The organism is uncultured Dysgonomonas sp. (assembly GCF_900079725.1).
Taxonomy (GTDB): Bacteria; Bacteroidota; Bacteroidia; order Bacteroidales; family Dysgonomonadaceae; genus Dysgonomonas.
This window is the reverse complement of the sequence record NZ_LT599032.1, coordinates 1,432,445-1,458,339: the sequence shown is the minus strand read 5'-3', so window position 1 is coordinate 1,458,339 and position 25,895 is coordinate 1,432,445. Positions and strand designations below refer to the sequence as shown.

Sequence of the window (25,895 nt, the reverse complement as noted above, 5' to 3'; positions counted from 1 at the left end):
TTTTTTAGATTATTTCAGTCTTTGTTTTATGACGAAAAGTCTGCGATATTTTTCACAGTACAATATTACTCAATTCAGAAAGATGAAACAAATTTTGTAACAATATTTTTTGAACAAAAATAAAAGTTTTCCAAAATAAAATTTAATATACTGTTTACTAGCTGTTTAATTTTTTTATTTTTAGAAAAAGTTTTCCATTTTAAAATTTGAACTATAAGATATATAACACGATACAAAAAGCAAAGTTCACTATGTATAGATAAAAAAAATCGGAAAAGTTATATTTAACCTTTCCGATTTTTTGCTTATATAAGTTATTTTTAATAGCCTGTATTATTCTGCAGCTCCAATTAGTTCAGGGTCAATCATGATACGCCCGCAATATTCACATACAATGATTTTCTTGCCTATCTTAATATCCATTTGTTTCTGAGGTGGTATTTTGTTGAAACAGCCTCCGCAAGCTCCGCGCTCGATACATACTACGGCCAGACCGTTACGGGCACTTTTGCGAATACGCTTGAATGCCTGCAGCAAACGAGGTTCAACCTCTGTCTCTATATCCTTAACCTCTTCGCGGAGTTGTTCTTCCTGTTGTTTAGTCTCGGATACTATATTGTCAAGTTCTTCTTTCTTTTGTCCCAGATCGGCAGAACGCTCCTGTAAGAAAGTTTTACTCTTTTCTACTTGCTCTGTCAAATTTTTGGAATCTTGAGTAAATTCACGAATGCGTTTTTCTGATAATTCGATTTCCAGTGTTTCGAATTCGATTTCTTTGCTCAAGTGGTCAAATTCACGGTTATTACGCACATTATCCAATTGTTCTTTGTATTTTTCAATTTTCAGTGTGCTGTCTTTTGCTTTCTGCTTTTGGAAAGAAACTGCAGTATCTGCTTCTTTCAGCTCAGTTTCGTATTTCTTGATACGGGTCTCCAGACCGATGATTTCATCTTCGAGGTCTGCTACTTCCAGAGGAAGTTCTCCGCGAAGAATCTTTATATTATCTATTTCAGATAATTTCTGTTGTAGGGCATAAAGCGTTCTTAGCTTTTCCTCTACAGTGATCTCTTTTTCTTGCTTTTTAGCCATAAGTTTATATAATATATAAGTTATAATTGAAGATAATTATCATAAAAAAATGCAGTAATCAAACAGCATCCCGCTATTCTCTTACTACATCATCCGTAAATAGCAGGAGTATGTCACCGCTTATTTACAAATAGTTCACAGGATTTACATCAAATCCTGACATATATACCGCAAAGGTAGGATATTTTTTTGAAATAATATCGAAAAATATATTCTTTGTGAAAATTTCGGACTCGTAATGTCCTACTGTTGCCAGCAGAATCTTATCTTCCACATCATAATAATCGTTATACTTAGCCTCACCTGTAATAAATACATCGGCACTATATGATATTGCTTTCGGTATCAGGAACGATCCACTTCCGCTACAGATGGCTATATCTCTTACAGGCTTACCCCTTAAAGCAGAATGCTGTATTGTCTTCAGGTGGAATGTATCTTTCAGTAGGTAAAGGAAATCTTCTTCCTCTGTCTCTTCGGGTAATGTGCCTACTATTCCGCTTCCTGCCTGCGACCATGTATTCTCTAATAAATAGAAATCATATGCAGGTTCTTCATACGGGTGCACTGCTATCAGTGCGCGTTTTACTTCCGATTGCTTATATATGGGAAGGATTATCTCAATCCGTACTTCCGGCTCGGTATGCAGTTCTCCTATCTCTCCGGTGAAGGGGTTGGTGTTCTCTCCTGCCTTGAAAGTCCCTTCTCCTGATACATTATAACTACATGAATCGTAATTTCCTATATTCCCCGCCCCTACGTTGAATAAGGTGTTGCGTACAAGTTCGGCATGCGAGTGAGGAACGAAAGTGACCAACTTGAGCAATTTACCCTTCTGTGGATCGAGAATGCGCACATGTTGCAGGTTGAGCATTTCTGCCAGATAATGGTTGATTCCCTGCGCTGCGTTGTCCAGATTGGTATGTGCCGCATAAACTACAATATCGTGCTTGCAGGCTTTAATCATACAGCGTTCTACATAGTTTTTCCCAGTCAGAGATTTGAAGCTGCGGAAGGCGAGTGGATGGTGTGAAATAATCAGATTGCATCCTAAAGCAATGGCTTCATCCATCACTGCCTCGGTTACATCGATGCATACTACGGCGCCTTTAGCTTCCTGATTTACATCTCCTATTTGGATACCGCTGTTATCAAAGCTTTCTTGCAATGGTATCGGGGCGAGTTGTTCTATGGTATGTAAGATTTCCTTTATTTTCATGATCTCCCGTATTTAGATCCTCAAAGTTATAGTTTTACAGGATATTAAGGTCACAAACCTCTTTATTTTTTCAATTAGGATAACAGCAAAAACTGATTACGGTTCAAAACTACCATTAAATATTACCCGATTCTATCGAATGAAAGCAGTCGATAAGAGACTGCTTTCAGATTTTTTATCAATCAAACATCTTTCTAAAATGACTGAATATCTTTTCTTTCACCGATTTGCTAGGCTGAAAATTTGGTGAATTTTCGAGTCCTCCTAATGTTGATTTCTCGCTATCAGTAAGATTTTCAGGTATATATACGCTTATATTTATAAGCAGGTCTCCCGTGCCATATCTGTTGATGCTCGGTAATCCTTTGTTTTTCAGGCGAAGTACTTTGCCCGGCTGTGTTCCCGGCTCTATCGTTACTTTTACCTTTCCGTCTATTGTCGGTACTACCACATTGCCCCCCAGTGCCGCAGTAGACACCGATAGTAATAGGTTATAAACAACATCGTTGTCGTCTCTGAACAGTTCCGGATGTTGCTCTTCTTCTACAAGGATAAGTAAGTCACCGTTTACACCTCCGTGACGTGCTGCGTTTCCTTTGCCGCTCATCGATAGCTGCATTCCTTCGGCAACCCCGGCAGGTATATTGATGGAGATTACTTCTTCTTCGCGAACAATGCCCTCTCCTGCACAATGGTTACATTTTTTGGTGATGCTTTTACCTTCTCCATTACAGGTAGGGCAAGTCGTTTGTGTTTGCATTTGCCCGAGGATAGTATTCATTACACGGGTTACTACTCCCGAACCCTTACAAGTAGAGCAAGTTTCGTATGCAGTACCACCATCCGCGCCTGTACCTCTACAATGTGAGCAGGCAACAAATTTATTTACTTTTATCTTTTTCTCAACCCCCTGGGCTATGTCTTTCAATGTAAGTTTAACTTTCACGCGTAAATCCGAACCGCGATTTTGCCTTGGGCCTCGTTGCCCTCCAAAACCTCCAAAGCCTCCACCAAAATGACCACCGAAGATGTCACCGAACTGAGAGAAGATGTCGTCCATGGAGAATCCGCCCGAATGTCCGCCGAATCCGCCCGGAGCCTCGTGTCCGAATCTATCATATTTGGCACGTTTTTGCTCGTCGCTTAGTATTTCATATGCTTCTGCCGCTTCCTTAAATTTTTCTTCAGCCTCGCTGTTGCCCGGATTTTTATCGGGATGGAACTGAATTGCTTTTTTGCGGTAAGCCTTTTTTATCTCTTCGAAAGTTGCGGTCTTGGTAACTTCCAGTACTTCGTAATAATCTCTTTTTGTTGTGGTTGCCATTGGGGTGCCTTCTTTTTTATTTTGCAACGATTACTTTTGGATAACGGATAACTTTATCATCCAGCGTATATCCTCTCTGAACACTGTCTACAATTTTGTCTTTATCTTCTTCCGACTGTGCAGGAACGGTGGTGATAGCTTCATGTTTGTCGGTATCGAAAGTATGCCCGATTGTTTCTATTTCTTTTACACCGTGTCTTGTTAGGAAGGTGGTGAATTTACTATAAATCAGATCTACTCCTTCTTTCACAGCTTCTATATCTTCAGTCTTGGATATATTTTCCAAAGCACGTTCAAAATCATCCACAACGGATATTATGTCGATTAAGACACGTTCACTGCCTGATTTCAATAATTCAGACTTTTCCTTCAAAGTACGTTTACGGTAGTTATCGAATTCTGCATTCAGACGCAGATATGAATCATTCAAATCATTATATTTGGCCTCCCAGTCAGTCAGATTGTCACCTATCTCTGTCTCTGCTGCTGCTTCAGGCTGATTATTTGTCATATTATCAGCCTTTACAGGCTGTCCGTTATCAAACTCCTTTTCGGTAAATTCCTCTTTCATATTTTAGTATCTATTTTATTTACAGTTTATTATAAAAAGATATGTGGCAAATCTTTATCGCGTGATCTGCCGTTGTCTAATTATATATTTTATTTACAGCAAAAGGCTTGCCAAAGTTGCAAGAATTAATGTACTGATGCCGCGAGGTTATAAAAACTCCATACGATTCCTTTATATTTTCGGGTTAAATAAAAAAAGTAACAAAGGTAACACTATTTACAGTAAACAATAAACAGAAATACAGTTCTTCAACTAGTACTTATTTTTTAGGACTTACGACATGTTAAAAGGTAACAAAGGTTACACTTATCACTCATTTGCTAATATGCTAATTTACAAATCTGTTAATTATTTTTTTTCAAAGAACTATAAGCTAATAGCCAATAGCTATATACATAGATAAATTTATATATAAAAATGCCTTTAGCCAGATTGGAAAATCCTGACCAAAGGCATTAAGCTGAATAATATTTACTATAGAAAAGAGTCTATTTTAAATCAATCTTTTGTGTCCCACCATTTAGTTGGATGGTTTGTCCATTCCAAACAAATATACCGGTAATACCGGATGGGATTTCCACTGTTCCCATGATACCTTTTAGCCCTTGTCTTTTCAGGTCTACTTTTATTTCTCCCTGTGGATGAGGTGTAGAGGCTGAAACTTCTTTGAGTTCGCCAAGAGAAGGTTCTATCTTCACCGTTTTATAGTTAGGAGACGCGGATGAGATACCGCAGATGATAGCGAAATAGTCATAAAGCGGGCTGGCACTCCATGCATGACAGTCGGAGCGTGCAGGCTCGGGCTTCTCGGCAAAGGTGGTTAATCCTATCTTTATCATGTCGCGCCAATAGTCAAGAGACGGATAATACAGATCGCCAAGCCCTGATGCTTTCAATGCCTGAGTCAGATAGAACCTGTAATAAAAAGTAACAGGTATCAGACTGGTGTCATCCACAACGTTTCTCATAACCGATTGTTTCTCACTATCAGCAATAGTATTACTCAGTACGGCCATTATTCCCGCATGCTGGCTGAATGACTTTTTCTCAGGGGTGTCAGCCATCTCGTTCCGGGTTTTATCGAAGCAGAGGTTGTATGTTGCCTTTGTTAATTCTGTAGCCAGATTAGTATATTGGTCAGCTTCGCATTCTTTACCAAAATGTTTGTAAAGTTGAGCTGCCTGATTGAGGGTATAAGCCAGATGTAAGGTAATGACGGAAGAGTTGCCGTCATCTGCACCCGGAGGTACCCCGTTAGGGAATCTGTCGGTGTAGTCGGTAAAGTTCCACCATGTCATTGGCCCTAGCATTCCTCTTTCTTTATCCATATTGTTTTCATACCAGCCAAATATTGCATCTATTGCCGGAAGGAACTGTGCCACAAAAGCATCGTCCTGCCTGTACATCCAGTAATCGTAAATCATAGATACCCAATAGAGTGAGTATGGTGGTATTACTTGTAGTCGGCTGCTTGGATAACGTCCCTGTGTAAGTCCATCAGGAACTCTGGAATTGTAAAAATCGAGTATCGCTTTACGCATCAGGCGGTCGTCACCTGTAACATAAAGTGAAATCAAAGCCTGAATACGGGTGTCTCCCGGATATTGTAACTGCTCGTAGTACGGACAATCGTAATAAGTTTCTCCGGCGCAGAGACGTGCAGTTCTCCAACCTACATTCCATATGTCTTGTAGCGATTTGTCATTGGAAGAGAATTGGGCTTTTTGTTCGAATGGGTAACCTGTAAAGTAAGCGTACAGGTCATTGATAGTCAAAGCTTCGTCTGCTGTGGAGATGTCTATTTGTATATAACGGTAGGTGCGCAGCCATAATGTACCGAACTGTCTGTTGGTTCCTCCATCGGGCAGGAAGATGTCGTAGTTGCCAATTACAGATAATCCTTCTATCTTATTGCGGTCTCCTTTTTGTAAGTTTTTGTCCAATAATGCTTCCGTATAAGTTAATTGTATAGATGAGCCTTTACCGCCTGTAACCGAGAGTATAGGAAATGCCGTAGTATTCACTTCCTGATCGATGAGGATAGATACTTTTGTGTTTGCAGGCACTTTAAGCGGATTGGTACCTTGCAGGAATTTATCAGTTACAGTTACCCCGTCTGTCTTTCTTATTTTCTGCATGCGCTGCATGCTTTCTTCCATGAGTGGAATGTTGCGGGGGGTGAGTTGCCACAGGTTGTCGGTGCCTATGCCATAGGGCGATGGAGACGTCACTCCAACCGCATTAATCCAATTACTGTCATTAAATCCTGCCTGTTCCCATCCCCACGGGTATTTTGAAGCATCTATGTGGTCGCCCGGCCCGATGACCATATATGCCTGAAGTCGTTCTCCATTGTCAGTTGAGCATGGTGAATAAGATTTATTTTGTATCACTTTCCATGTACTGTTGGTATTTATGGCCTGTTCTTTGTCACTGTCGCCCTGAATAACGAATCCTGTCTGATTAGATATTTGTGCAACAGGGGCCAATGTTCCCATATTCCATACAGTAGATGCTATTGTGTTATTCCCCTTTTGTAAAAAAGGTGCTATATCGACAGTTTCGAAATACCAGTTTACCAAATCGCCGCGGGCAGGGCCGAAGCATACTGATTGTCCGTTGACAAACAGCCTGTAACGGTTATCAGCCGAGATGTGTATGATAAATTTATTGGGAACCTGCTCCAGATTGATTTGTTTACGGAAATGAAACACTCCATAATCTTTTTGGGGAGCATCAGGGCAAGTGATCCAGCTTGCCGTCCAGTGGCGTTTTAATAATTCGGGATTGATTTCTTGTGCATAAACTGTGCATCCAAAGGCCAGTATAGCCAAGAGTAAATAAAATCGTTGAAACATGAGGTTAATATTTAAGGTTCAATAAAGAGCATAAATATACAAATTTACATGGTTCAGCTATTGAGTAAAATGATACGAATCATTTGAATATTGATTTTTAAGATTTCTCGAACAAATCAATCAATCCTTCAACTCTATTACTTCCAAATCTGAAATATTACCTTCATTCAACACGAAGCGTATCAATGTCCTTACTTTGTGAAAACCATACTTGCCTGCTGCTCCGGGATTTATATGCAGGCAATTCAGCTTTTTGTCGAACATCACCTTGAGTATATGCGAATGCCCGCAGATAAACAACTTGGGCGGATTAGCGGATAGAATGGAGCGGGCCCGTGGATCGTACTTTCCCGGATAACCGCCTATGTGTGTCATCAATACATCGACACCTTCAAGCGTGAAGCGCAAGAATTCGGGATATGCCGCCCGTATTTTACTGTCATCGATATTTCCATATACAGCCCGGAATGGTTTAAAGGCTTCGAATCGCAGGGCAAGGTCCATGGAGCCGATATCGCCTGCATGCCATATCTCGTCACACTCGGCAAAATATTTTTCGTATTTGTCGTCCCACCAGCCATGGGTGTCGGATAAGAGACCGATCTTTTTCATTGCAGATTGATACAGATGATGAAACAAACGGACAAAACAAATGTGCCCATAGATGTATATTTGAGGTAGGGGTCGAGCAGACGATTTTCAGTGATATGAAATATGTTTATCAGCAGTTTGATAAAGATAAGGAAGCACAGCAGATAGAGATACTGATACCAATGGCTTGTATATAAAATAGAATATACTGTAAAACAGGCAAGCGCACCTAATGTAAGGAAAGCATGGTAGTACTTCGCATTTCTGAAGCCAATACGCACGGGGATCGTTATTTTACCTGAATTCTTATCATTCTCCATATCACGCATATTGTTCAGGTTAAGTACTGCTATCGTTAACAGCCCCAGCCCAATTGCAGGAAGCCACGGCATAAAATCAACTACATGTGTATGCAAAAAGTAAGTGCCGACTACCGATACCAATCCGAAAAAAGTAAAAGAGAATATGTCGCCCAATCCTTTATATCCATACGGATTCTTTCCTGCTGTATATTTTATCGCTGCTACAATGCTGGCAGCCCCCAGAATCAAAAATAGAATGATAAATTTCCAGTTCATGAATTGGAGTGCTATATATATAAGGAGTATACCAATAATTGCTGCTGCACCAATTGCCATCATAATGGCTTTTTTCATTTGTCCGGGGGTGATAGCTCCGCTTTGTACTGTGCGCTGCGGGCCTACACGTTCACCTGTAATATCAGTGCCATGTTGGTAATCACCTAAATCGTTTGCCATATTTGATAATAACTGAAGGATGGTTGCTATCAGCATAGTGAGTATACATACCGAAAAGCTGAAGTTTCCGGTACTGTATGCAATACCACTGCCACATAGTGCAGTTGCCACAGCCAGAAACAGAGTACGGGGGCGGAGTGCTGATATCCACGATTTGAATGAAGCCATTATTTAAGAATCTAATTTACGAGGTACAAATTTACAAGAAATAAAATAGAGGAGGCTTCAAATATGAATTTTTAATTTCCCTATATCTTTCAATCTTTAGAATCTGTTTAAATTCAAAATGCTTCATTGACTAAAATTTAAACTGTTTCTTACTTAAATAATTTCTTTGATCTTTCCAGATCGAAAAGGATACGGAGTCCGAAATCCTGATATTTAGCTTTTTTGAAAGAAGCAAATGCTCCGAAATTTAAAAGACTGGTAATATTAATGGAATAGCCTATTTCCGAATATAACCTCATATCCGGGGTATATAAATTTTTCAGATGAATGCTTTCTGTGAACATTTTGCCTTGCAGAAAAGGTAGGCGTTTTAAGAGTAGATAGTGACTGTCATAGTTGAATTCCCCTTTTATCCAGTGTTTGTTGGTTGATGCAGTATAGTTTTCGAGTAACATAAACGAAGTAAACGGTGACCTCAGATTGACTGTGACATCGGAAGTATTGAACTGCTGGAAGTCGGCAAAATGCATTTTATCTTTATTTCCTAAGAATCCACCGCCTTCTATATGGTAGTTGAAACGGGAGAATTCGCTTAACCTGAGTTGCTGATATATTCCGACTCTTAATTTCCTATATTTCGAATTATTTGTCTGCCACGAAGCAAAAGCCTCGCTATATCTGAAGAAGAACACAGGAGAGGTGATTTTTTGATACCTTTTCACCCCATCGTTTACTGTATAATATACATATGGTATATAATTTATTCCTATATTATAGGCTGTTTTGTCGAAACGGTCACCCGAAAACATGTTCGGAGTTATCCAGCTTTTCTTGCCCCAGGTATAATCAGTATGATTTGACAAGCCGGAGCGTTTTGCTATTTCAAGGCCAGTAATAAGTGTCAGCCCATGGCTCAGCTCTATAGTGTTGGATACGGATATATAGTCATTCTGATAAAAGTGGTTGTAGTTCTTTCCTCTGATCAGGGAACTGGTAGCATTATTAAACCGGTGTATGCCTGTAGGATTGAAATCTTCACTCATAGAGCCTCCCGAAATTATCAGTTCGCCCATCTTCATACGCGAGTAGAGCAGATTTATATCGCTACCTCCAACTATTCTTTTTCGCGAAGTTGTGTAATATATGTAAGGAGATATACTTAGTTTATTGTTCTTTCCGATTTTGGTTGTTAAATCGAATTTCTGTCCCAACCATAACCCGTCAACGAAGTTATATTCAGGTACACCGAGCAGTAGGCCATCAAACTTGAATGTGAAGCGGGTGGAATCTCCTCCTATTTTTCCTCCGCTGAAAATATCCATGAAAGAGAATTTCGAATTGTGGTATTCCTTACGTACCGAATCGAGATGCTGCTGTATAGAGTCTTTTTTTACATAGCTTACTATTTCCCTCTCTTCCAATGGGATCACGCGTATGTTTGCCCAATATACAGAATCACGCTTGGTAGCAAGGCTGTCTGATTCCGTTTTATAAAGGGAATCTCTTTTTATCTCAAAATCTCTTTTCTTCGTTTTTTTCTTTTCAGCAAGTTCTTTTGATATTTCTTTATTAATCTCTATATCCTTGTATTTCAGTGAAGCATAATAACTGAATGTGAATTTATTCCCCAGAATGTCTATGTTTGAATTTATCAGATAAGAAACAGGCAGAAAAGCATTCTCTTTCAGCTCCTGGTAAGTGATGGTGTGCTCTTCTTTTACGCCATATACATTACTGGTCAGTTCGGCAGAATAAATGTGCCATGTATTGTCTGCAATATAGATATACCCGCTATATAGTATGGGGTCCTTCATTTTCGGCTCTATTTTTATTTTATTTACGGTTGCATCGCCGTCTTCGAAGAAACCTTCATACCTGAATCTGTAGTAAGTAAAGGCTTTAGGATTTAGCGGGGATATAAACATACCGGCCTTAGGCATATATAGGGATGATTGTATGACTCCCATCGCATCTTTTGCATCGAGATTGTCGGGTATACTGCTCGAAAATGCTTTTACAGTTTGATTATACTTATCCGGAGAGGTGAATTGTACTTCATTAAAAGATTCCTGTACAAATATCTGGTTTTGCAGTTCCGATAATTTAATCCCTTCCGCATTTTTCGACAATCTGTCTACCAGGGAGCCGACTTTCAGTATCTCCCCGTTTCCTTTTATATATACATCAGCTGTGTATTCTTTTATTGCTCCTGCATATAAAGGAGCCTTTTCTATCGCTTTTCTGATAATAGGGTAGGCGGGGTCTTCATTGTTGGAGACAGTGACTTCTTTCAGAGTATATGGATTTTCTTCCAGTATAATATCGAGAGTGAGAGTCTCATTTTCTCTTATTTGTATTTTTCGTTCCACCCTTCTAAAACCCAAGCATTTATATTCTACATTGTAACTGCCGGTCGTGAGATTTGTCTGATAAAATCCATTGTCGTTACATACCAGTCCTTGATTTACTTCCTTGATATATATGGAACTTCCATACAGTGGTTCTCCCGACTTGTCAGTGATCTTACCTTTGAAATTTTGTGCAGATACAGGTATGTATGCCAAAGATAAGGTTAAGAGAATGAGGGCGTGAAGATGTTTCATCGGGATATTCGTTAATTAACATCACTAAAAATGATTACAAATATATCAGAATTATTATTATCTGAACATCTCATTTTCACTTAAGGTTAAATTTTTGTTATAAAAAGATGACAATATTCTATAAATGAGTAGAAAATAGGATAATTTTATTATTTTTGCGCAGTTTAAAAAAAGTTGAAGTCTTAAATAATAAAATGCTTACAGTAGAGAAAATTGGCGGAACCTCCATGTCCCAGTTTAAAGATGTACTGGAAAACGTGATTGTAGGAAAAAGAACACCGGACGAATTATATAACCGTATATTTGTGGTGTCAGCGTATAATAATGTGACCAACTGGCTGTTGGAACACAAAAAAACGGGTGAGCCTGGGGTGTATGTACAGTTTCTCGAAAACAGTGATTATAGCATAGGGCTCGATAGTCTGTGCCAACGCTTATTGTTGATTAACAAAGGTTTTGAAGAAATAGGACTCGATCAGCTCGAAGCTCGCGAGTTCATCACTTATCGTATCAAGCAGGCCAAGACCATGTTGCACAGCTTGAGCAAGGTAATGGCGTCCGGCTATGTAAATGCAGATGATATTTGTCTGGCAGCCCGTGAAATCCTGGCATCACTCGGAGAAGCGCATTCTGCGTGGAATTCAGTTAATATTCTCAATAATAATGGTATATCGGCACGGTTTATAGATCTGTGCGGGTTTAACGACTCATTGCCACTGACTATTGATGAACGGATTCACAGAGCATTTAAAGGGATTGACTTTAGTAAAGACTTATGTATAACTACCGGATATACTAAAGGTACAGAGGGAATTATGCGTGCTTTCGACCGGGGTTACACCGAAGTTACTTTTAGTAAAGTAGCAGTGGAGGTCCATGCAAATGAGGCTATTATACATAAAGAATACCACCTTTCGAGTGCTGATCCTAATATTGTGGGGGTTGAAAAAACAGTTCCTGTAGGAAGAACGAATTATATTATAGCTGACCAGTTGGCCGATATTGGTATGGAGGCAATTCATCCTAAGGCAGCTAAACCATTGGAATTGGCTAATATAGATATCCGTATAAAGAATACATTTGAGCCGGAACATCCCGGTACTTTGATAACGAGGGATTATGTTTCGGAAGTACCTAAAATAGAGATCGTTTCCGGTACAAATAAGGTATTGGCTATCGAAGTGCATGACCCTATGATGGTAGGGGAAGTAGGATTCGACCTTAAAATAATGCAGATATTTGCCAAATATGGAGTGAGTTATATACTGAAGTCGACTAACGCTAACTCCATAACTAACATTGTCTGGGATAATTATAAATCGCGCGAACTGATTGCCGAACTAGAACAGAATTTCTATCAGGTAGTTGTAGAGCGGGTTGCTTTGGTTTGCGCTATGGGTACTAATATCGCATTGCCGGGATTTTTGTACAGAGCGGCAAAAGCATTGTTTGACAGGGGTATTAATGTAGAAAGTTTCGGGCAGTCGTTACGCCAGGTAAATATGCAGTTTGTAATAAAAAGAGAATTTTACAATGACGCTGTAATAGCGCTCAATGATGAATTATGCATAGATAAATAGATTTAATAAGACTTTTTTTATATTTTTTAATTGTGTAGAATCATTTTTAATTCTATTTTTGTTAGCTGGAATAATGGAATATTTTGCAGATTTAATACCTAGTGGACACATCTAGATGTAGAAACTCCACGTATACAGATATATAGACCTTTGAATTTATTAGTAATAATTTTTATAGAGTTGTTTTTTTCGAAAAATAAAAACCTATTTTTTACGTTATATTTAACTGAAAGCGTTAGTCGGAGTGCAATTTTGGAACAAAATACATTGAAAGATAAAACGGAATAGTATATTTGTAACCTAAATTGACGCCCTGAATGGCTTTTTTTGAGTTTGAAATATTGAATGTATAACAATTATAAAACAAAAAATTGATTCACTAAACTTAAATTATTTATTATCATTATGGAAACTAAAAAACAACAATCGAACAAAAAGCCTAGATCAAAAGGTGTTTCAGCTTTTGTAGTAGTTATTGGATGTGCTATCGTAGCTCACCTATTCTTCTATCTGGTAGCAGGTGCAGACAGTAACTTCGACGAAAAAGGTCATCCGATAGGAGGAAACATACTGGGAACACTTTATCAAGGTGGATGGGTAATTCCAATCGTAATCACATTGTTGCTTACAGTATTTACTCTTTCTGTTGAAAGATTTTTCGCATTGAACAGAGCAAGCGGTAAAGGAAGTACAGCTAAATTTGTGATGAACGCAAAAGCTAAATTAGAAGCTGGTGATATCGCTGGTGCATCTAAACTTTGCGACGAGCAAAAAGGTTCGGTTGCTAATATTCTTAAAGCTGGTTTGATCAGATATGCAGATGTTGAGAAATTGACAGACCTGCACAATGACGAAAAAGCTGCAATCATTCAGAAAGAAATTGAAGAAGCTACAACATTGGAACTTCCATATTTACAACAAAACTTGTCAGTTATCGCTACTATCTCTACATTAGGTACGTTGATGGGACTATTCGGAACGGTACTTGGTATGATCAAGTCGTTTGGTGCGATGGCGCAAGAAGGAGCTCCGGACTCTACAGTATTGGCACTCGGTATCTCTGAGGCACTTATGAATACTGCAATGGGTATCGGTACTGGTGCTTGTGCTATCATTTCTTATTCTTACTTCTCCGGAAAAGTTGAAGATATGACTAACGCTGTAGACGAAGTGGGTTTTGCTATTGGCCAGACTTACACTAATTTACACGGTGGCTTAGCTAAATAATTAAAATTTTTCGGAATAATTTGTGGAATTTCTGTGAAATTCTACTCTAATAAGTAAAAACAAGAAGATGGGAAAGATTAAGGTAAAAAAACAGAGCACATTCATCGACATGACCGCGATGAGTGATGTTACTGTACTCTTGCTCACATTCTTCATGCTTACAGCAACATTCTTGCCAAAAGAGCCGGTACAGGTTTTGACACCGGCATCAGTATCCGAACGTAAAGTCTCTGAATATAATGTATTAACTATATTGATAGACACAGAAGGAAGGGTATTTTTGAATTTGGACGATGCTAATACCAAAAAATCGGTATTACAGTTGATGGGGCAAGACTATGGCATTACGTTTAATGACAAACAGGTAAGATCTTTCGTAGAACAATCACACATTGGTGTGCCTATGAGTAGAATGTCTGCTTTCTTAGACAAGTCATTGAGTGCGCAGGATGATGAAATCAAAAAAATGGGTGTTCCAACCGACAGTACTAACAATCAGTTGACACGTTGGGTGAAACATGCACGTGAAATAGGTGGAGAAAATCTCCAGATTGCAATTAAATCAGATCAGACAACACCATATCCCGAAGTGGATAAAGTGATGAAAATTCTGGTGGCGATGAAGGAAAACAGGTATAGCCTCGTTACAACTCTCAAGAAAATGCCGGAAGGCTTGTAATAATCAAATTTAAAAATTTTAAAAAGAAAAGATTATGGCTTCAATAGATACCGGTGGAGGAGAAGTAAAAAAAGGAAAACCAAAAAAAGAAACCCTAAGGGTAGACTTTACCCCCATGGTAGACATGAACATGCTTTTGATCACATTCTTTATGTTCTGTACCACATTGAGTAAACCGCAGGTGATGGATATCGCGATGCCTACCAATGAGAAACTGAACGAAGATGAAGAAGTAAAGGTGAAAGAATCAAAAGCAATCACCCTTATATTAGGAGAAAATAATAAGGTATATTACTATACAGGTATACCAAATTATGAAGACTATACAACTTTGAAAGAAACGGATTTTTCACCGGAAGGACTTCGTTCGCTACTTTTGGACAGAAACAAAACCATTGTGGCAAAAATGAAGGAACTTAAACATGAAAAATTTGTGACCAATAAGAAAATGTCTGATGAAGAGTTTCAAGCAAGATCTAAAGAAATAAAAGGCGATAAGGATGGACAGGTTGTTGTAATAAAACCTACAGCCGACGCCAATTACGCGAATCTTGTAGATGCTCTGGATGAAATGCAGATTTGCAGTATTGACAAGTATGCTATCGTGGATATGACTGAAGGAGATCAATTCCTTCTGGAAAATCTCAAGACTAAGGGAGCTTATGGGGCACAGGCAGCACCACCAAAAAAGTAATCACATTATAAAAAGGAGTAAATTATGTCAAAAGATATCAGATTAAATTCCGCAGAATGGTGTGATGTAGTTTTTGAAGGGAAAAATAAACAGTATGGTGCCTACAGACTACGTCAATCATCTTCGAAGAGACATATCGTAGCATTCCTTGTCGTTTGTGTATTTGCGGGTTTTGTATCTGCTTTACCAGGATTGGTAAGTGAAATCAAAAAGCTTACGCAGAACCAGGCCGGACCAATGGATGAAGCATATGAGATGTCTAATATTCCGGTAGAACAAGAAATTCCGGAAGAGAACATTATTAAACAAGAAACAGCTCCACCGCCACCACCGTTGAAAACAACAGTGAAATTCGTTCCGCCAACAATTGCTAAGGACGAAGAAGTAGCTGAAGAAAAGATGGTAGGTCAGGACGAGATACAGGAAACTAAAATCCAGATTTCGGTAGCTGACGTAAAAGGTACTGACGACAAACATGGTATAGATATCGCAGAGTTGAGAGAGCACAAGCAAATTGTGGAAGAAAAACCTGTAGAAGAAAAACCATTCGTTACAGTAGAGCAGATGCCTAGCTTCCCCGGAGGTGAAACTGAGATGCACAGATTTATCAATGATAATCTGAAATATCCGGTTGTAGCTCAGGAGTCAGGAATACAAGGCCGTGTTACTATTCGTTTCGTTGTTACCAAAACAGGTACAATCTCTGATGTAACGGTAATTCGTGGTATCGACCCATCTTGTGATAAAGAAGCAGTAAGGGTTGTGAAAGCGATGCCTAAATGGATTCCAGGTAAGCAAAACGGTTTGAATGTACCGGTTTACTTTACCCTTCCGATTGTGTTCCGCTTGAAACAATAATGCATGTTTTTTAAGTATTTGTTTAAATAACAAACATAAAACTAAGTAAAGAAGAGAAGTTTGAAATTAAAAGTCATCTTCTCTTCTTTTCCAATAATAATAGAAGATATGAAAGAAGAAAACAAGACTCCCGTAAAAAAAATATATGGATTTTTTATGTCTCTATTCTATTTTGGAATAGGTTGTGCATTGTCGTTTACAGCAGTATTAGAAAATATTATTCCGGTTGGAGTACCTCGTACCATCGGAGGAGTTTTACTTATTGTATATGGTTTGTTCAGAGCTTACAGAGCTTGGAAAGAATAAATTTGACAATTAAAAAAAGGTTTATGAAAAGGTTGAGCTTTATTTTATTCATCATCTTATCATTGGTTCTGTATTCGTGCAGTGGCCCTAAGGTTACACGTACCGATACACCGACCAGTGGCTTGGCAGCAATAGTTGCTGATGAATGTTTCGCACCTATCGTCCAGGAACAAGTCGATGTGTTCGAAGCATTGAACAGAGATGCTACTATTATCCCTATTTATACCGGTGAAAATCAAGCTTTCGACTTATTCATGAAAGACAGTGTGCGTGTTATTATAGCAGCTCGCGAACTGACACCGAATGAAGGACTGATAATAAAGGAAAGAAACCGGGTTGTTCGTTCACAGAAGTATGGTACAGATGCAATTGCTTTGATTGTGAATAAAGCGAATACTGATACATTAATAACAGTAGCAGATATAAAACGAATAATGACCGGGGAGGTTCGTACATGGAAAGAGCTTAATCCCAAATCATCGTTAGGTGAAATCGCCGTGACATTCGATAGCCCCAATTCAAGTACAGTCAGATTCCTCAGAGATTCTATCTGTGGAGGTAAACTGGGGAATAATCTGAAAGCAAGAGCTTCAGATAGTACCAGAACGATTGATTTGTCGGAGCGTACACCTAACCAACAGGTGATAGATTATGTTGCATCCACACCCAATGCTTTAGGTATTATCGGAGTGAACTGGATTAGTAATCCATCCGATACAACCAATTTAAGTTTTATTAATAAAATCAATGTGATGGCTGTCAGTAGGGCCGAAGAGGCTACTGATAGAAATAGTTATCAGCCTTTTGCGGCTTATATAGGACTAGAAAAATACCCTTTAAGCCGGAGTCTGTATATAATAATTTCCGATGTGAGAGGTGGATTACCATCAGGTTTTGTTAACTTTGCAGCTGGCGAAAGGGGACAACGTATTGTATATAAGGCTGGTCTTTACCCCGCATATGGTTTAACCAGAGTAGTGAGTGTAAGGCCTTCTCTGTAGATATAATATGGCAACTAATATAAAATAGAAATCATTAATCACAAAAATATTACTTAGAAAGATGAAAATGAAGTATTTTTTAGGCTCTTTTCTGAGCCTTATGATCAGCATTTCGGCCTTAGCGCAAAATAGCCCAGGGGCGGATTACTTGAGTCTCGGAGAATTGAAGTTAGCGAAAGAATATTTTCAAAAAGTATTAAGACAGTCTCCGGCAGAAGCTAATTACTATCTTGGTGAAATTGCATTCCAGGAAGGTAAAACTGCTGAAGCTAAGTCTTATTACGAACAAGCTATAGCAGGTAATCCAGAGTCTGCATTAGGTGCTATTGGTTTAGCTAAATTACAATTAAAATCGGATCCGAAAGGTGCAGAAGATCAACTGAAGGAAATTCAGAAGAAAAATAAGAAAGATGTGACGGTACTTCTTGCTATTGCTCAGGCATATCTTGATAATGGCATGAAAGAAAAAGCTTTGGAGAAATTGCAGGATGCCCGCAAAGCGGATAAAAAATCTCCATATATATATATATTTGAAGGTGATATGTTAGCTAAGGAAAATAAACCGGGTGATGCTGCTATGCAATACGACCAGGCTATCAACTTCGATGCTAACTGTGTCCTTGCCTATATGAAAGGAGCCAGAGTTTACGAGTTTATCAATCGTAAAACAGCTACAGATATGTTGAAGAAAGTAATTGAAATAAATCCGAACTATAGTATTGCTTACAAAGCTTTGGCTGACGTATCGTATCGTGATGGTTTCTATCCGGATGCTATTGCCGCCTATAAGGAATATTTCAAAGGTGGTGATTATACAATCGAAGATATTACCCGTTATGCAGCAGCGGAATATTTTACTCAACAGTATAATGAAGCAAAAACACTAATTAGCGAAGGCTTAAGCAAAGAACCAAATAACTTTGTATTAAATCGTCTGTCGATGTATACCAGCGCAGATCTGAAGGATTATGCTGCAGCAGTGTCAGCCGGAGACAAATTCTTTAGCCTTCCGAAAGCGAATGATACAATCAAATATCTGAAACAAGATTATCTGGCTTATGCAAACTCTTTGAGTGAAACCGGAGATAAAGCGAAAGCAATTGAGCAATATAAGAAACTGATAGAACTGGATCCTTCTAATGTAGACATATACAAAGAGATTGCAACTATTTGTGCAAATGAGAAAATGTATCCGGAAGCAGCAGAGTTCTACAAAAAATATACAGAACTTGGCGGCGAAAAGATCGACGCTCAGGATTACTATCAGTTAGGTTTATATTATACTAATGCAGGTAGAGCAGCAAAAGCTGATACTATCAATGTGAGTGCAGAGCAAGCTAAAGCAAAATCTGTAGAATTCTATAAATTAGCAGACGGAGCCTTTGCTACTGTTAGTGAAAGAATGCCTGATAGCTATCTTGGCTTTTATCAGAGAGCACGTACAAACTTTGAATTGGACCCGGATAGTGAACTTGGTTTAGCAAGACCTCATTATGAGAAGACTATTGAAGTTATTCTTGCTAAAAACGATGGTGAGAACACCAGAATATTGATAGAAGCATACAGCTACCTAAGCTACTTCTATTATTTACAGTTTGATAAAACTAAAAAAGCAGAAGATAAAGCTAATGTGAAATTATATGCAGAAAAGGTTCTGGAATTAGATCCTGAAAATGCAAATGGTAAAGCTTTATTCGAATTTGCAAGCGGTAAATAATTCATACGAATATACTTGAGATAACCCGGGCTTGATTAAGTCCGGGTTATTTTTTGTAAAAAAAATGATTAAATAGAGAAAAAACTGTATCTTTGCAGCTAATTAAGTGGATAGATTTGTATTGATTGCAACCACATGAAAAAATGCTAAACCATTTTCTGCACTGCATTATACATATCCTTCCTGTTTTTTTAACAGTAAAATTCTTATATACAAATGAGTTATTTATTTACATCTGAATCTGTTTCGGAAGGACATCCGGATAAAATTGCAGACCAGATTTCAGACTCTCTGTTAGATGAGTTTCTTGCATATGATGCAAATTCCAAAGTAGCTTGTGAAACACTGGTTACTACCGGACAGGTCGTATTAGCCGGAGAAGTTAAATCAAAAGCATATATTGATATACCCGAGACTGCCCGTAGGGTGATTGAGCGTATCGGTTATACGAAAAGTGAATATCAGTTTGAGGCACAATCTTGTGGGGTTTTATCTGCCATACATGAGCAATCAGACGATATAAACAGAGGTGTCGATGGTAAATCCGATCCGATGGATCAGGGGGCCGGAGATCAGGGGATGATGTTCGGTTATGCAACTTCTGAAACGGATAATTATATGCCTTTGGCACTAGATCTGTCTCATGCTCTTTTATTGGAACTGGCAGCAATCCGTAAGAATGAACTTCAATTAATGCCTTACCTTCGTCCTGATGCGAAATCTCAGGTGACGATAGAATATGATGATAACGGAACACCGTTACGCATAGATACCATTGTAATCTCTACACAGCACGATGAATTTGGGGACGACGCAGCCATGCAGTCTCGAATAAAGAGCGATGTTATCAATATTCTGATACCTCGTGTAAAAGAAAAATATAAGTTCAGAGAGGATATTTCGAAATTATTCAATGATAATATTATCTATCACGTAAATCCTACCGGACGTTTTGTTATCGGGGGACCTCATGGGGATACCGGCCTTACCGGTCGTAAAATTATAGTTGATACATATGGAGGAAAAGGTGCCCACGGTGGAGGAGCTTTTTCGGGAAAAGACCCGTCTAAAGTAGACCGTTCGGCAGCTTATGCATCCCGCCATATTGCGAAGAATCTGGTGGCAGCAGGTGTATCTTCCGAAATATTGGTTCAGGTATCATATGCCATAGGTGTAGCCAAACCGATGAATATTTACGTAAATACATACGGTAAGAGCAATTTGAATCTTACAGATGGAGAGATAGCCAAGACGGTGGAAAAGCTCTTTGATATGCGTCCTAAAGCTATCGAGCAGAGATTGAAATTGCGTAATCCTATATATGCCGAAACTGCTGCTTATGGTCATATGGGACGTGAGCCGCAAGTGGTCACTAAATTGTTTAAGTCGCGCTACAATCCGGAAGGAGTATCTCGTGAAGTAGAACTGTTTACTTGGGAAAAACTGGATTATGTAGATATCGTGAAAAAAGAATTTGGTTTATAATAAGAATAATCAGAAGGTGCAGATTCCGTACATACAGAGTCTGCGCCTTTGTAGTAATATGTAATAACGGACTATTTTGGTAAAAGATTCCATACCTCATATCACTCTTGCAAGGGATAGTGTCGCTTTAATCGATTCTACCCGTCAGGACTACTTCGGACTCCGGTCGGTTCAGGGGGAAGTATTTGATGTGGCTGATGAAAATACCAATTATAATCTGTATACAGAGAAAAGTACCACAAAGGAGAAAGCCGGGCATGATGGTATTCATATTCCATTTCATATCGAGCAGGCTGATGGTGTATTCGGATTGCTACTAGTGTGCTTTCTATTCTTTGCGCATATATACAACGGAGGAATTGCTTTCCTCAAAGAAAACGTATCTCTGCTATTCTCTTCGGAGAAAGGCCAAAAAATACATCGCCAGACAACTGTAAGGGAATATTTGTATAGTTATTTTCTTATTTTTCAGACAATAGTTCTAATCTCTATCTGTATATATAATATTTTTATTGAGTTTGATGCGCGGTCGGAAGCTGTTCAGCGGCCATTCATTTCCATTTTATCTTATATAGTGCTGATTGGTTTGTTTCTGGGAATAAAAGATGTCCTGTATCTTATGCTGGGATATATTTTCGATGAACAGAAACGGATGGGGGTATGGAGGCGGACGTATATTATTGGTATAGAAATTCTGGGTATGCTTTATTTTATACCTACGCTACTGCTTATCTATTCCAATTACTACCATTTGCAGATTATTGTTTTCATGTTTATTTTATTTCTAATAGTTCAATTAATACTTTTTTACCAAATAATAATCTTTTTTATTAGGGAAAAATTTAACTTTTTGTATCTGATTGCGTACCTTTGCACCTTTGAAATATTACCATATATATTTTTAATGATAGGCTTGGTTTATTTATATAGAATTGACGTATTTAACACACTATGGCTTTAAAAGTAAAAAAGGTTTTGATCTCGCAGCCTGCGCCCACAACGGAGAAATCTCCATATTATGATATTGCCGAAAAATATCATATGCAACTGGACTTCCGACCGTTTATAAGAGTAGAGGGATTAGACGCTAAAGAATTTAGACAACAACGTATAAATATACAGGATTACACGGCTGTTGTATTCACTGCAAAAACCGCAATTGACCATTTCTTTGCTTTGTGCGAAGAGTTTAGAATTGCAATGCCTGAGACAATGAAGTATTTTTGCATTTCGGAAGCAGTTGCTTTATATTTGCAAAAATATATTGTTTACAGAAAACGTAAAATATTTTTCAGTACTACAGGTAAAATGGATGGTTTATCAACTGCTTTGACTAAGCATAATAAGGAGAAATTTATCGTTCCTGTGTCTGATGTACATACAGAAGATTTGACCGCTGTGCTTGATGAAAAGAAGATAAACTATACAAAAGCCATCATGTACAGGACAGTAAGTAACAATATTACCGAAGAGGAAATCCTGTCATACGATATGCTGGTATTTTTCAGCCCTTTAGGGATTGTATCCCTGTTTAAGAATGCTCCCCACTTCAAACAGGACGAAAGAGCGATTGGCTGTTTTGGAGCATCTACAGCAAAGGCTGTTCGCGATGCAGGTTTGAGGCTCGACTGTGAAGCACCGCTTCCGGGTGTGCCATCAATGACTGCTGCTCTGGAAAGCTTCATAAAAGAGAATCATAAGGCAAAATAAGTTATTAAGATATATGAAAAGAAAAGCTTAACCGGACAGTTAAGCTTTTTTTGTATAAAGTATGGTGATTAAAGATAAAGACCTGGGTGATATAAGGCTTGTGAAGAATGCACAGGCCCGGAGGATTATTGTCCGTCGCAAAGATGATTATCTGCAATTGACATACCCTCCGGGGGTAAGTATGTCCTATATAGAAAAAACAATAGAGGAAATGAAGCCCCGTTTGTTTAAACTTTTGGAAAAGAAGAAGACAGAATCTTTATTCACTCCGGAGACAGAATTCAAAACATTTAGCTTTACTCTGAAGATATTCGAAAGTGCTTCGACGAGTAACTATTACCTGAAACTGAAAGACGGGATTTTATCTATATCTTGCCCGCCGGATACGGATTATGACAGCTCTGCTGTGCAAACCACAATAAGGGGTTTAATAGAGAAAGCATTACGCTATGAGGCTAAACGTCTTTTTCCTCAGAAGGTAGAAGTATTGGCGCATCGTCATGGTTTTACTTTTTCGAGTGTAAAAATCAATCAGAGTCGTACCCGTTGGGGCAGCTGTTCTTCGAAGAAGGGGATAAACCTGTCTTATCATTGTATGTTATTGCCCGAACACCTCGTTGATTTTGTTATACTCCATGAACTTTGCCATACCAAAGAAATGAATCACGGAGAGGGTTTCTGGCTATTGTTGGATAAAGTCTCCGATGGAAAAGCCAAAGAACTGACGAAAGAACTGAAATCTTTCCATACTGGTTGGTAAATAGAATTTAGTTGTGAGTAAACAAGTGAACGAAAATATCAATAACCTATTTTTAGTTACCTTCGCCATTGTTAATCAAATAATAAACTACTCAGACAACGATTCTTTTCCAAAGCTAAGAGGCAGTAGGTCTTTTGCCGACTCTACTTCATAAATTTTACTTTTTCCGTACATAATTACTCTTACAGGTTTTTCAAACCTATTTTCCACTTCTATCATGACCTGTCTGCAACTTCCGCAAGGACAGCAGGGTAAATCCGTAAAATCCCCATCGTGAAATCCGGCGATGGCAATCGCTTCTATAGAAGTATCCGGTTTTTGAGAATTGGAGGCGAATATTGCTACCCGTTCAGCACATAATCCGGATGGATATGCGGCGTTTTCCTGATTATTCCCTGTTATAATTTCACCACCCGATAGAAGCACAGCTGCGCCGACATGAAAGCCGGAATAGGGCGCATATGCATTTTTTGTAGCTAATTTAGCTTCGTTTATAAGCTTTTTTATATTTTCAGTGCCTTCATCAAAGGTATAAACAAGTATCTTTGTAGTTAAACTTAAACTTTCCATAGTGAATGTTGTTAATTAGTAGAAGTAAACATTTGACGATTCGTTTGCAGGATGTAACCTTCTATCGTTGTTTTACTTACAAATGTAATAAAAAGGTTCGAGACCTTAATTAAACATTATAGATATATGAAAAAAGCTTATTGTCTGAAGACTTTATCCCAATTTATTATATTATCTCTGCTTATCTTATTCCCTTCTCTATCTGCCTTTTCTCAGGCCAAGCGATATAAAATTTATGACGATTATATCGATACCTACAAGGGTATTGCGATAGATCATATGAAGAAATATAAAATTCCTGCAAGTATTACGCTCGCTCAGGGTTTGTTGGAGTCGGGTGCCGGCAAAAGCTCTTTGACGCAGAGTTCTAATAATCACTTTGGTATTAAATGCCATAATGACTGGAAAGGCGGGCGGGTATACAAAGCAGACGATACCCCGAATGACTGTTTCAGGAAGTATAAAAAAGCGGAAGAATCCTATGAAGACCATTCCCGTTTTTTGGCAGAGAAGCCACGCTATAAATCCCTTTTTTCTCTAAAAATAACTGATTACCGGGGATGGGCTAAAGGTTTGCAGCAATGCGGATATGCTACAGACAAAGCATATGCAAACAAGCTGATAAAGATTATTGAAGACTATGAACTTTATCAACATGACAAAAAAGGCGGAGGAAAGGACAAGGATAAAGACAAGGAAGAGCAAATAGTAATAAGAGAATACAAGCATACTCCTTACAAAACGCATAATCTGATCTATGTGAGAGCAGAAGATGGAGATACATACGAAGCCATAGCTGCCGAATTTGGATTTAAACCCAAAGATCTATATAAATACAACGAAGTGCCGCAAGGCTTCCCGCTTAAGCAAGGGGATCTAGTCTACTTTGAGAAGAAGAAATCGAAAGCAGATAAACCTTATTACGACCATGTGGTGCAGGTTGGGGAATCGATGCATAGTATCTCGCAATTATATGGTATAAAAGTCAAGAATCTTTACAAAATGAACAAAAAGGACTTTGAATATGTTCCTGAAGAAGGAGATGTTTTAAAGTTAAGATGAAAATTAAAACACAAAACTTGAATTTTTATTAAAAATGAAACAATTATTTTTTACAGTCGCCTTTTTTATATTGGCAATGAGTGTTTATGCGCAGGATGATAAGGATAAACTCGAAGATGGAAAATGGTATTTGAAAGGGGTTACAGGACTCAATGCTTCGCAAACAGCGGTAAGTAACTGGTCGGCCGGGGGTGAAAATGCAATGGCTGGAACAGCGTATCTGAATGGGTCTCTCGTTCGTAAAAGTGGAAACTGGCTTTTTTCAAATGCACTTGCTTTAGAGTATGGGTTGACAAATACCAAATCGTTGGGCACACAAAAAACAAGCGATAAAATAGATTTTACCACTCAACTAGGGTACTCTACCAATAATAAATGGTACTATACTATAATGGGTGATTTTAAATCACAGTTCTACAAAGGATATAATTATCCGGATAAGACGAATTATATATCGAAATTTTTCGCGCCGGCTTATTCCAACATCTCAATAGGTTTCGAGTACAGACCCAATACAAGCTATTCCCTTTACTTATCACCACTTGCCGGAAAATTGACGTTTGTAGAAGATGATTATCTTTCCAGTATCGGTGCATTCGGAGTAGATCCCGGAGATAAGTTCAAAGCCGAATTGGGAGCTTACTTCAAGGCCCGTGCCGAAAAAACATTGATGGAAAACGTAAAAGCTATATCGACGCTCGATTTCTTTACAGCATATGACAAGTCTTTTGGTAATGTGGATGTGAACTGGGACTTACTGATTAGTATGAAAGTTAATAAGTTTCTGTCAGCTAGTGTAAATACTACATTGAAATATGATGACGATGTGAAAATCGTGAATGAAGACGGTACTACCGGCGGTCCGAAAGTTCAGTTTAAAGAAATGATAGGAGTAGGGATTGCTTATAACTTTTAATTTATTAAATAATTCTCAATATAAGTGGTATCAGCATTTTGCTGATGCCATTTTTTTTGAATAGAATCCAGCTTTAATAAATGATAAAAGGCCGGGACTTTGTTTGTCGGTTTCTGATTTTATGCTAATTTTATACAATAAACAAATTT

Annotated in this window: 23 protein-coding genes; 14 read left to right on the top strand and 9 right to left on the bottom strand. The window is 38.4% G+C overall.

Annotated features, from left to right (window positions below):
• Window positions 1-333: 333 nt before the first annotated feature.
• From QZL88_RS06360 to QZL88_RS06325, 8 genes are all read right to left on the bottom strand, one after another.
• On the bottom strand, window positions 334-1,089 hold the full coding sequence (locus tag QZL88_RS06360; protein ID WP_296939273.1) for a C4-type zinc ribbon domain-containing protein: 756 nt from the start codon (window positions 1,087-1,089) through the stop codon (window positions 334-336).
• A gap of 124 nt (window positions 1,090-1,213) precedes the next feature.
• Window positions 1,214-2,311 (bottom strand): Nif3-like dinuclear metal center hexameric protein, encoded by a 1,098-nt coding sequence (locus QZL88_RS06355; protein ID WP_291108476.1) that lies wholly within the window; start codon window positions 2,309-2,311, stop codon window positions 1,214-1,216.
• A 175-nt stretch (window positions 2,312-2,486) separates the two neighbouring features.
• The gene (gene dnaJ / locus QZL88_RS06350) at window positions 2,487-3,632 is read right to left on the bottom strand and encodes a molecular chaperone DnaJ (protein WP_296939270.1); all 1,146 of its coding nucleotides are present in this window, start codon (window positions 3,630-3,632) and stop codon (window positions 2,487-2,489) included.
• A 16-nt stretch (window positions 3,633-3,648) separates the two neighbouring features.
• The gene (locus tag QZL88_RS06345; protein ID WP_296939268.1) at window positions 3,649-4,203 is read right to left on the bottom strand and encodes a nucleotide exchange factor GrpE; all 555 of its coding nucleotides are present in this window, start codon (window positions 4,201-4,203) and stop codon (window positions 3,649-3,651) included.
• A gap of 488 nt (window positions 4,204-4,691) precedes the next feature.
• Window positions 4,692-7,061 carry an alpha-L-rhamnosidase N-terminal domain-containing protein gene (locus tag QZL88_RS06340; protein ID WP_296939266.1) on the bottom strand — a complete coding sequence of 790 codons (2,370 nt, stop codon included), beginning with the start codon at window positions 7,059-7,061 and terminating at the stop codon, window positions 4,692-4,694.
• 120 nt (window positions 7,062-7,181) lie between these two features.
• Entirely contained in the window at window positions 7,182-7,673 is a 492-nt protein-coding gene (locus tag QZL88_RS06335; protein WP_296939264.1) for a metallophosphoesterase family protein, read from the bottom strand.
• The gene (gene menA, locus QZL88_RS06330) at window positions 7,670-8,578 is read right to left on the bottom strand and encodes a 1,4-dihydroxy-2-naphthoate octaprenyltransferase (RefSeq protein WP_296939262.1); all 909 of its coding nucleotides are present in this window, start codon (window positions 8,576-8,578) and stop codon (window positions 7,670-7,672) included. The genes QZL88_RS06335 and menA overlap by 4 nt, the downstream gene beginning before the upstream one ends.
• 149 nt (window positions 8,579-8,727) lie before the next feature.
• Window positions 8,728-11,181, bottom strand: coding sequence for a DUF5686 and carboxypeptidase regulatory-like domain-containing protein (locus QZL88_RS06325; protein WP_296939260.1), 2,454 nt, complete (start codon window positions 11,179-11,181; stop codon window positions 8,728-8,730).
• A gap of 194 nt (window positions 11,182-11,375) precedes the next feature.
• On the opposite strand from QZL88_RS06325, the gene QZL88_RS06320 reads away from it, so the two are divergent.
• The 12 genes from QZL88_RS06320 (at window position 11,376) to QZL88_RS06265 (ending at window position 23,198) form a co-directional block, all read left to right on the top strand.
• A complete protein-coding gene (locus tag QZL88_RS06320; protein WP_296939259.1) occupies window positions 11,376-12,761 on the top strand; it encodes an aspartate kinase in 1,386 nt (461 codons plus the stop codon).
• Between the two features lie 405 nt (window positions 12,762-13,166).
• Complete coding sequence (locus QZL88_RS06315; RefSeq protein WP_006798642.1) at window positions 13,167-13,988, top strand: MotA/TolQ/ExbB proton channel family protein; 822 nt, start codon at window positions 13,167-13,169, stop codon at window positions 13,986-13,988.
• Window positions 13,989-14,055: 67 nt separating this feature from the next.
• On the top strand, window positions 14,056-14,667 hold the full coding sequence (locus QZL88_RS06310; protein ID WP_296939254.1) for a biopolymer transporter ExbD: 612 nt from the start codon (window positions 14,056-14,058) through the stop codon (window positions 14,665-14,667).
• Window positions 14,668-14,701: 34 nt separating this feature from the next.
• Window positions 14,702-15,361, top strand: coding sequence for a biopolymer transporter ExbD (locus QZL88_RS06305; protein ID WP_296939253.1), 660 nt, complete (start codon window positions 14,702-14,704; stop codon window positions 15,359-15,361).
• Between the two features lie 24 nt (window positions 15,362-15,385).
• Window positions 15,386-16,219, top strand: a complete 834-nt coding sequence (locus QZL88_RS06300; protein WP_296939252.1) for an energy transducer TonB — start codon at window positions 15,386-15,388, stop codon at window positions 16,217-16,219.
• 108 nt (window positions 16,220-16,327) lie between these two features.
• Window positions 16,328-16,525: a hypothetical protein gene (locus QZL88_RS06295; RefSeq protein WP_006798638.1), complete on the top strand. Its 198-nt coding sequence runs from the start codon at window positions 16,328-16,330 to the stop codon at window positions 16,523-16,525.
• Between the two features lie 23 nt (window positions 16,526-16,548).
• Window positions 16,549-17,526: a substrate-binding domain-containing protein gene (locus QZL88_RS06290; protein WP_296939249.1), complete on the top strand. Its 978-nt coding sequence runs from the start codon at window positions 16,549-16,551 to the stop codon at window positions 17,524-17,526.
• A 67-nt stretch (window positions 17,527-17,593) separates the two neighbouring features.
• Complete coding sequence (locus QZL88_RS06285; protein WP_296939247.1) at window positions 17,594-19,243, top strand: tetratricopeptide repeat protein; 1,650 nt, start codon at window positions 17,594-17,596, stop codon at window positions 19,241-19,243.
• Between the two features lie 216 nt (window positions 19,244-19,459).
• Window positions 19,460-20,728: a methionine adenosyltransferase gene (gene metK / locus QZL88_RS06280; protein ID WP_296939244.1), complete on the top strand. Its 1,269-nt coding sequence runs from the start codon at window positions 19,460-19,462 to the stop codon at window positions 20,726-20,728.
• A gap of 76 nt (window positions 20,729-20,804) precedes the next feature.
• Window positions 20,805-21,689 (top strand): DUF4271 domain-containing protein, encoded by an 885-nt coding sequence (locus QZL88_RS06275; protein WP_296939241.1) that lies wholly within the window; start codon window positions 20,805-20,807, stop codon window positions 21,687-21,689.
• Entirely contained in the window at window positions 21,680-22,438 is a 759-nt protein-coding gene (locus tag QZL88_RS06270; RefSeq protein WP_296939239.1) for a uroporphyrinogen-III synthase, read from the top strand. Before QZL88_RS06275 ends, QZL88_RS06270 begins: the two co-directional genes overlap by 10 nt.
• Before the next feature lie 61 nt (window positions 22,439-22,499).
• Complete coding sequence (locus QZL88_RS06265) at window positions 22,500-23,198, top strand: YgjP-like metallopeptidase domain-containing protein (RefSeq protein ID WP_296939238.1); 699 nt, start codon at window positions 22,500-22,502, stop codon at window positions 23,196-23,198.
• An 87-nt stretch (window positions 23,199-23,285) separates the two neighbouring features.
• On the opposite strand, the gene cdd is transcribed toward QZL88_RS06265, so the two are convergent.
• Window positions 23,286-23,768, bottom strand: a complete 483-nt coding sequence (gene cdd, locus QZL88_RS06260; RefSeq protein WP_296939237.1) for a cytidine deaminase — start codon at window positions 23,766-23,768, stop codon at window positions 23,286-23,288.
• 126 nt (window positions 23,769-23,894) lie between these two features.
• Between cdd and QZL88_RS06255 the strand changes: the two genes are divergently transcribed.
• Both QZL88_RS06255 and QZL88_RS06250 read left to right on the top strand, forming a co-directional pair.
• Window positions 23,895-24,830, top strand: a complete 936-nt coding sequence (locus tag QZL88_RS06255; protein ID WP_296939235.1) for a glucosaminidase domain-containing protein — start codon at window positions 23,895-23,897, stop codon at window positions 24,828-24,830.
• A 34-nt stretch (window positions 24,831-24,864) separates the two neighbouring features.
• Window positions 24,865-25,746 carry a DUF3078 domain-containing protein gene (locus QZL88_RS06250; RefSeq protein WP_296939234.1) on the top strand — a complete coding sequence of 294 codons (882 nt, stop codon included), beginning with the start codon at window positions 24,865-24,867 and terminating at the stop codon, window positions 25,744-25,746.
• The last annotated feature ends 149 nt before the right edge of the window (window positions 25,747-25,895 follow it).

What these genes read in the sequence shown, in the direction of transcription:
- QZL88_RS06300 (WP_296939252.1), top strand. Translation starts at nt 15,386, where the DNA reads ATGTCAAAAGATATCAGATTAAATTCCGCAGAATGGTGTGATGTAGTT.
- QZL88_RS06305 (WP_296939253.1), top strand. Translation starts at nt 14,702, where the DNA reads ATGGCTTCAATAGATACCGGTGGAGGAGAAGTAAAAAAAGGAAAACCA.
- QZL88_RS06325 (WP_296939260.1), bottom strand. Translation starts at nt 11,181, where the DNA reads ATGAAACATCTTCACGCCCTCATTCTCTTAACCTTATCTTTGGCATAC.
- cdd (WP_296939237.1), bottom strand. Translation starts at nt 23,768, where the DNA reads ATGGAAAGTTTAAGTTTAACTACAAAGATACTTGTTTATACCTTTGAT.
- QZL88_RS06250 (WP_296939234.1), top strand. Translation starts at nt 24,865, where the DNA reads ATGAAACAATTATTTTTTACAGTCGCCTTTTTTATATTGGCAATGAGT.
- QZL88_RS06285 (WP_296939247.1), top strand. Translation starts at nt 17,594, where the DNA reads ATGAAGTATTTTTTAGGCTCTTTTCTGAGCCTTATGATCAGCATTTCG.
- QZL88_RS06270 (WP_296939239.1), top strand. Translation starts at nt 21,680, where the DNA reads ATGGCTTTAAAAGTAAAAAAGGTTTTGATCTCGCAGCCTGCGCCCACA.
- dnaJ (WP_296939270.1), bottom strand. Translation starts at nt 3,632, where the DNA reads ATGGCAACCACAACAAAAAGAGATTATTACGAAGTACTGGAAGTTACC.
- QZL88_RS06265 (WP_296939238.1), top strand. Translation starts at nt 22,500, where the DNA reads ATGGTGATTAAAGATAAAGACCTGGGTGATATAAGGCTTGTGAAGAAT.
- QZL88_RS06255 (WP_296939235.1), top strand. Translation starts at nt 23,895, where the DNA reads ATGAAAAAAGCTTATTGTCTGAAGACTTTATCCCAATTTATTATATTA.
- QZL88_RS06295 (WP_006798638.1), top strand. Translation starts at nt 16,328, where the DNA reads ATGAAAGAAGAAAACAAGACTCCCGTAAAAAAAATATATGGATTTTTT.
- QZL88_RS06360 (WP_296939273.1), bottom strand. Translation starts at nt 1,089, where the DNA reads ATGGCTAAAAAGCAAGAAAAAGAGATCACTGTAGAGGAAAAGCTAAGA.
- QZL88_RS06345 (WP_296939268.1), bottom strand. Translation starts at nt 4,203, where the DNA reads ATGAAAGAGGAATTTACCGAAAAGGAGTTTGATAACGGACAGCCTGTA.
- QZL88_RS06335 (WP_296939264.1), bottom strand. Translation starts at nt 7,673, where the DNA reads ATGAAAAAGATCGGTCTCTTATCCGACACCCATGGCTGGTGGGACGAC.
- QZL88_RS06290 (WP_296939249.1), top strand. Translation starts at nt 16,549, where the DNA reads ATGAAAAGGTTGAGCTTTATTTTATTCATCATCTTATCATTGGTTCTG.
- QZL88_RS06310 (WP_296939254.1), top strand. Translation starts at nt 14,056, where the DNA reads ATGGGAAAGATTAAGGTAAAAAAACAGAGCACATTCATCGACATGACC.
- QZL88_RS06320 (WP_296939259.1), top strand. Translation starts at nt 11,376, where the DNA reads ATGCTTACAGTAGAGAAAATTGGCGGAACCTCCATGTCCCAGTTTAAA.
- menA (WP_296939262.1), bottom strand. Translation starts at nt 8,578, where the DNA reads ATGGCTTCATTCAAATCGTGGATATCAGCACTCCGCCCCCGTACTCTG.
- QZL88_RS06340 (WP_296939266.1), bottom strand. Translation starts at nt 7,061, where the DNA reads ATGTTTCAACGATTTTATTTACTCTTGGCTATACTGGCCTTTGGATGC.
- QZL88_RS06315 (WP_006798642.1), top strand. Translation starts at nt 13,167, where the DNA reads ATGGAAACTAAAAAACAACAATCGAACAAAAAGCCTAGATCAAAAGGT.
- metK (WP_296939244.1), top strand. Translation starts at nt 19,460, where the DNA reads ATGAGTTATTTATTTACATCTGAATCTGTTTCGGAAGGACATCCGGAT.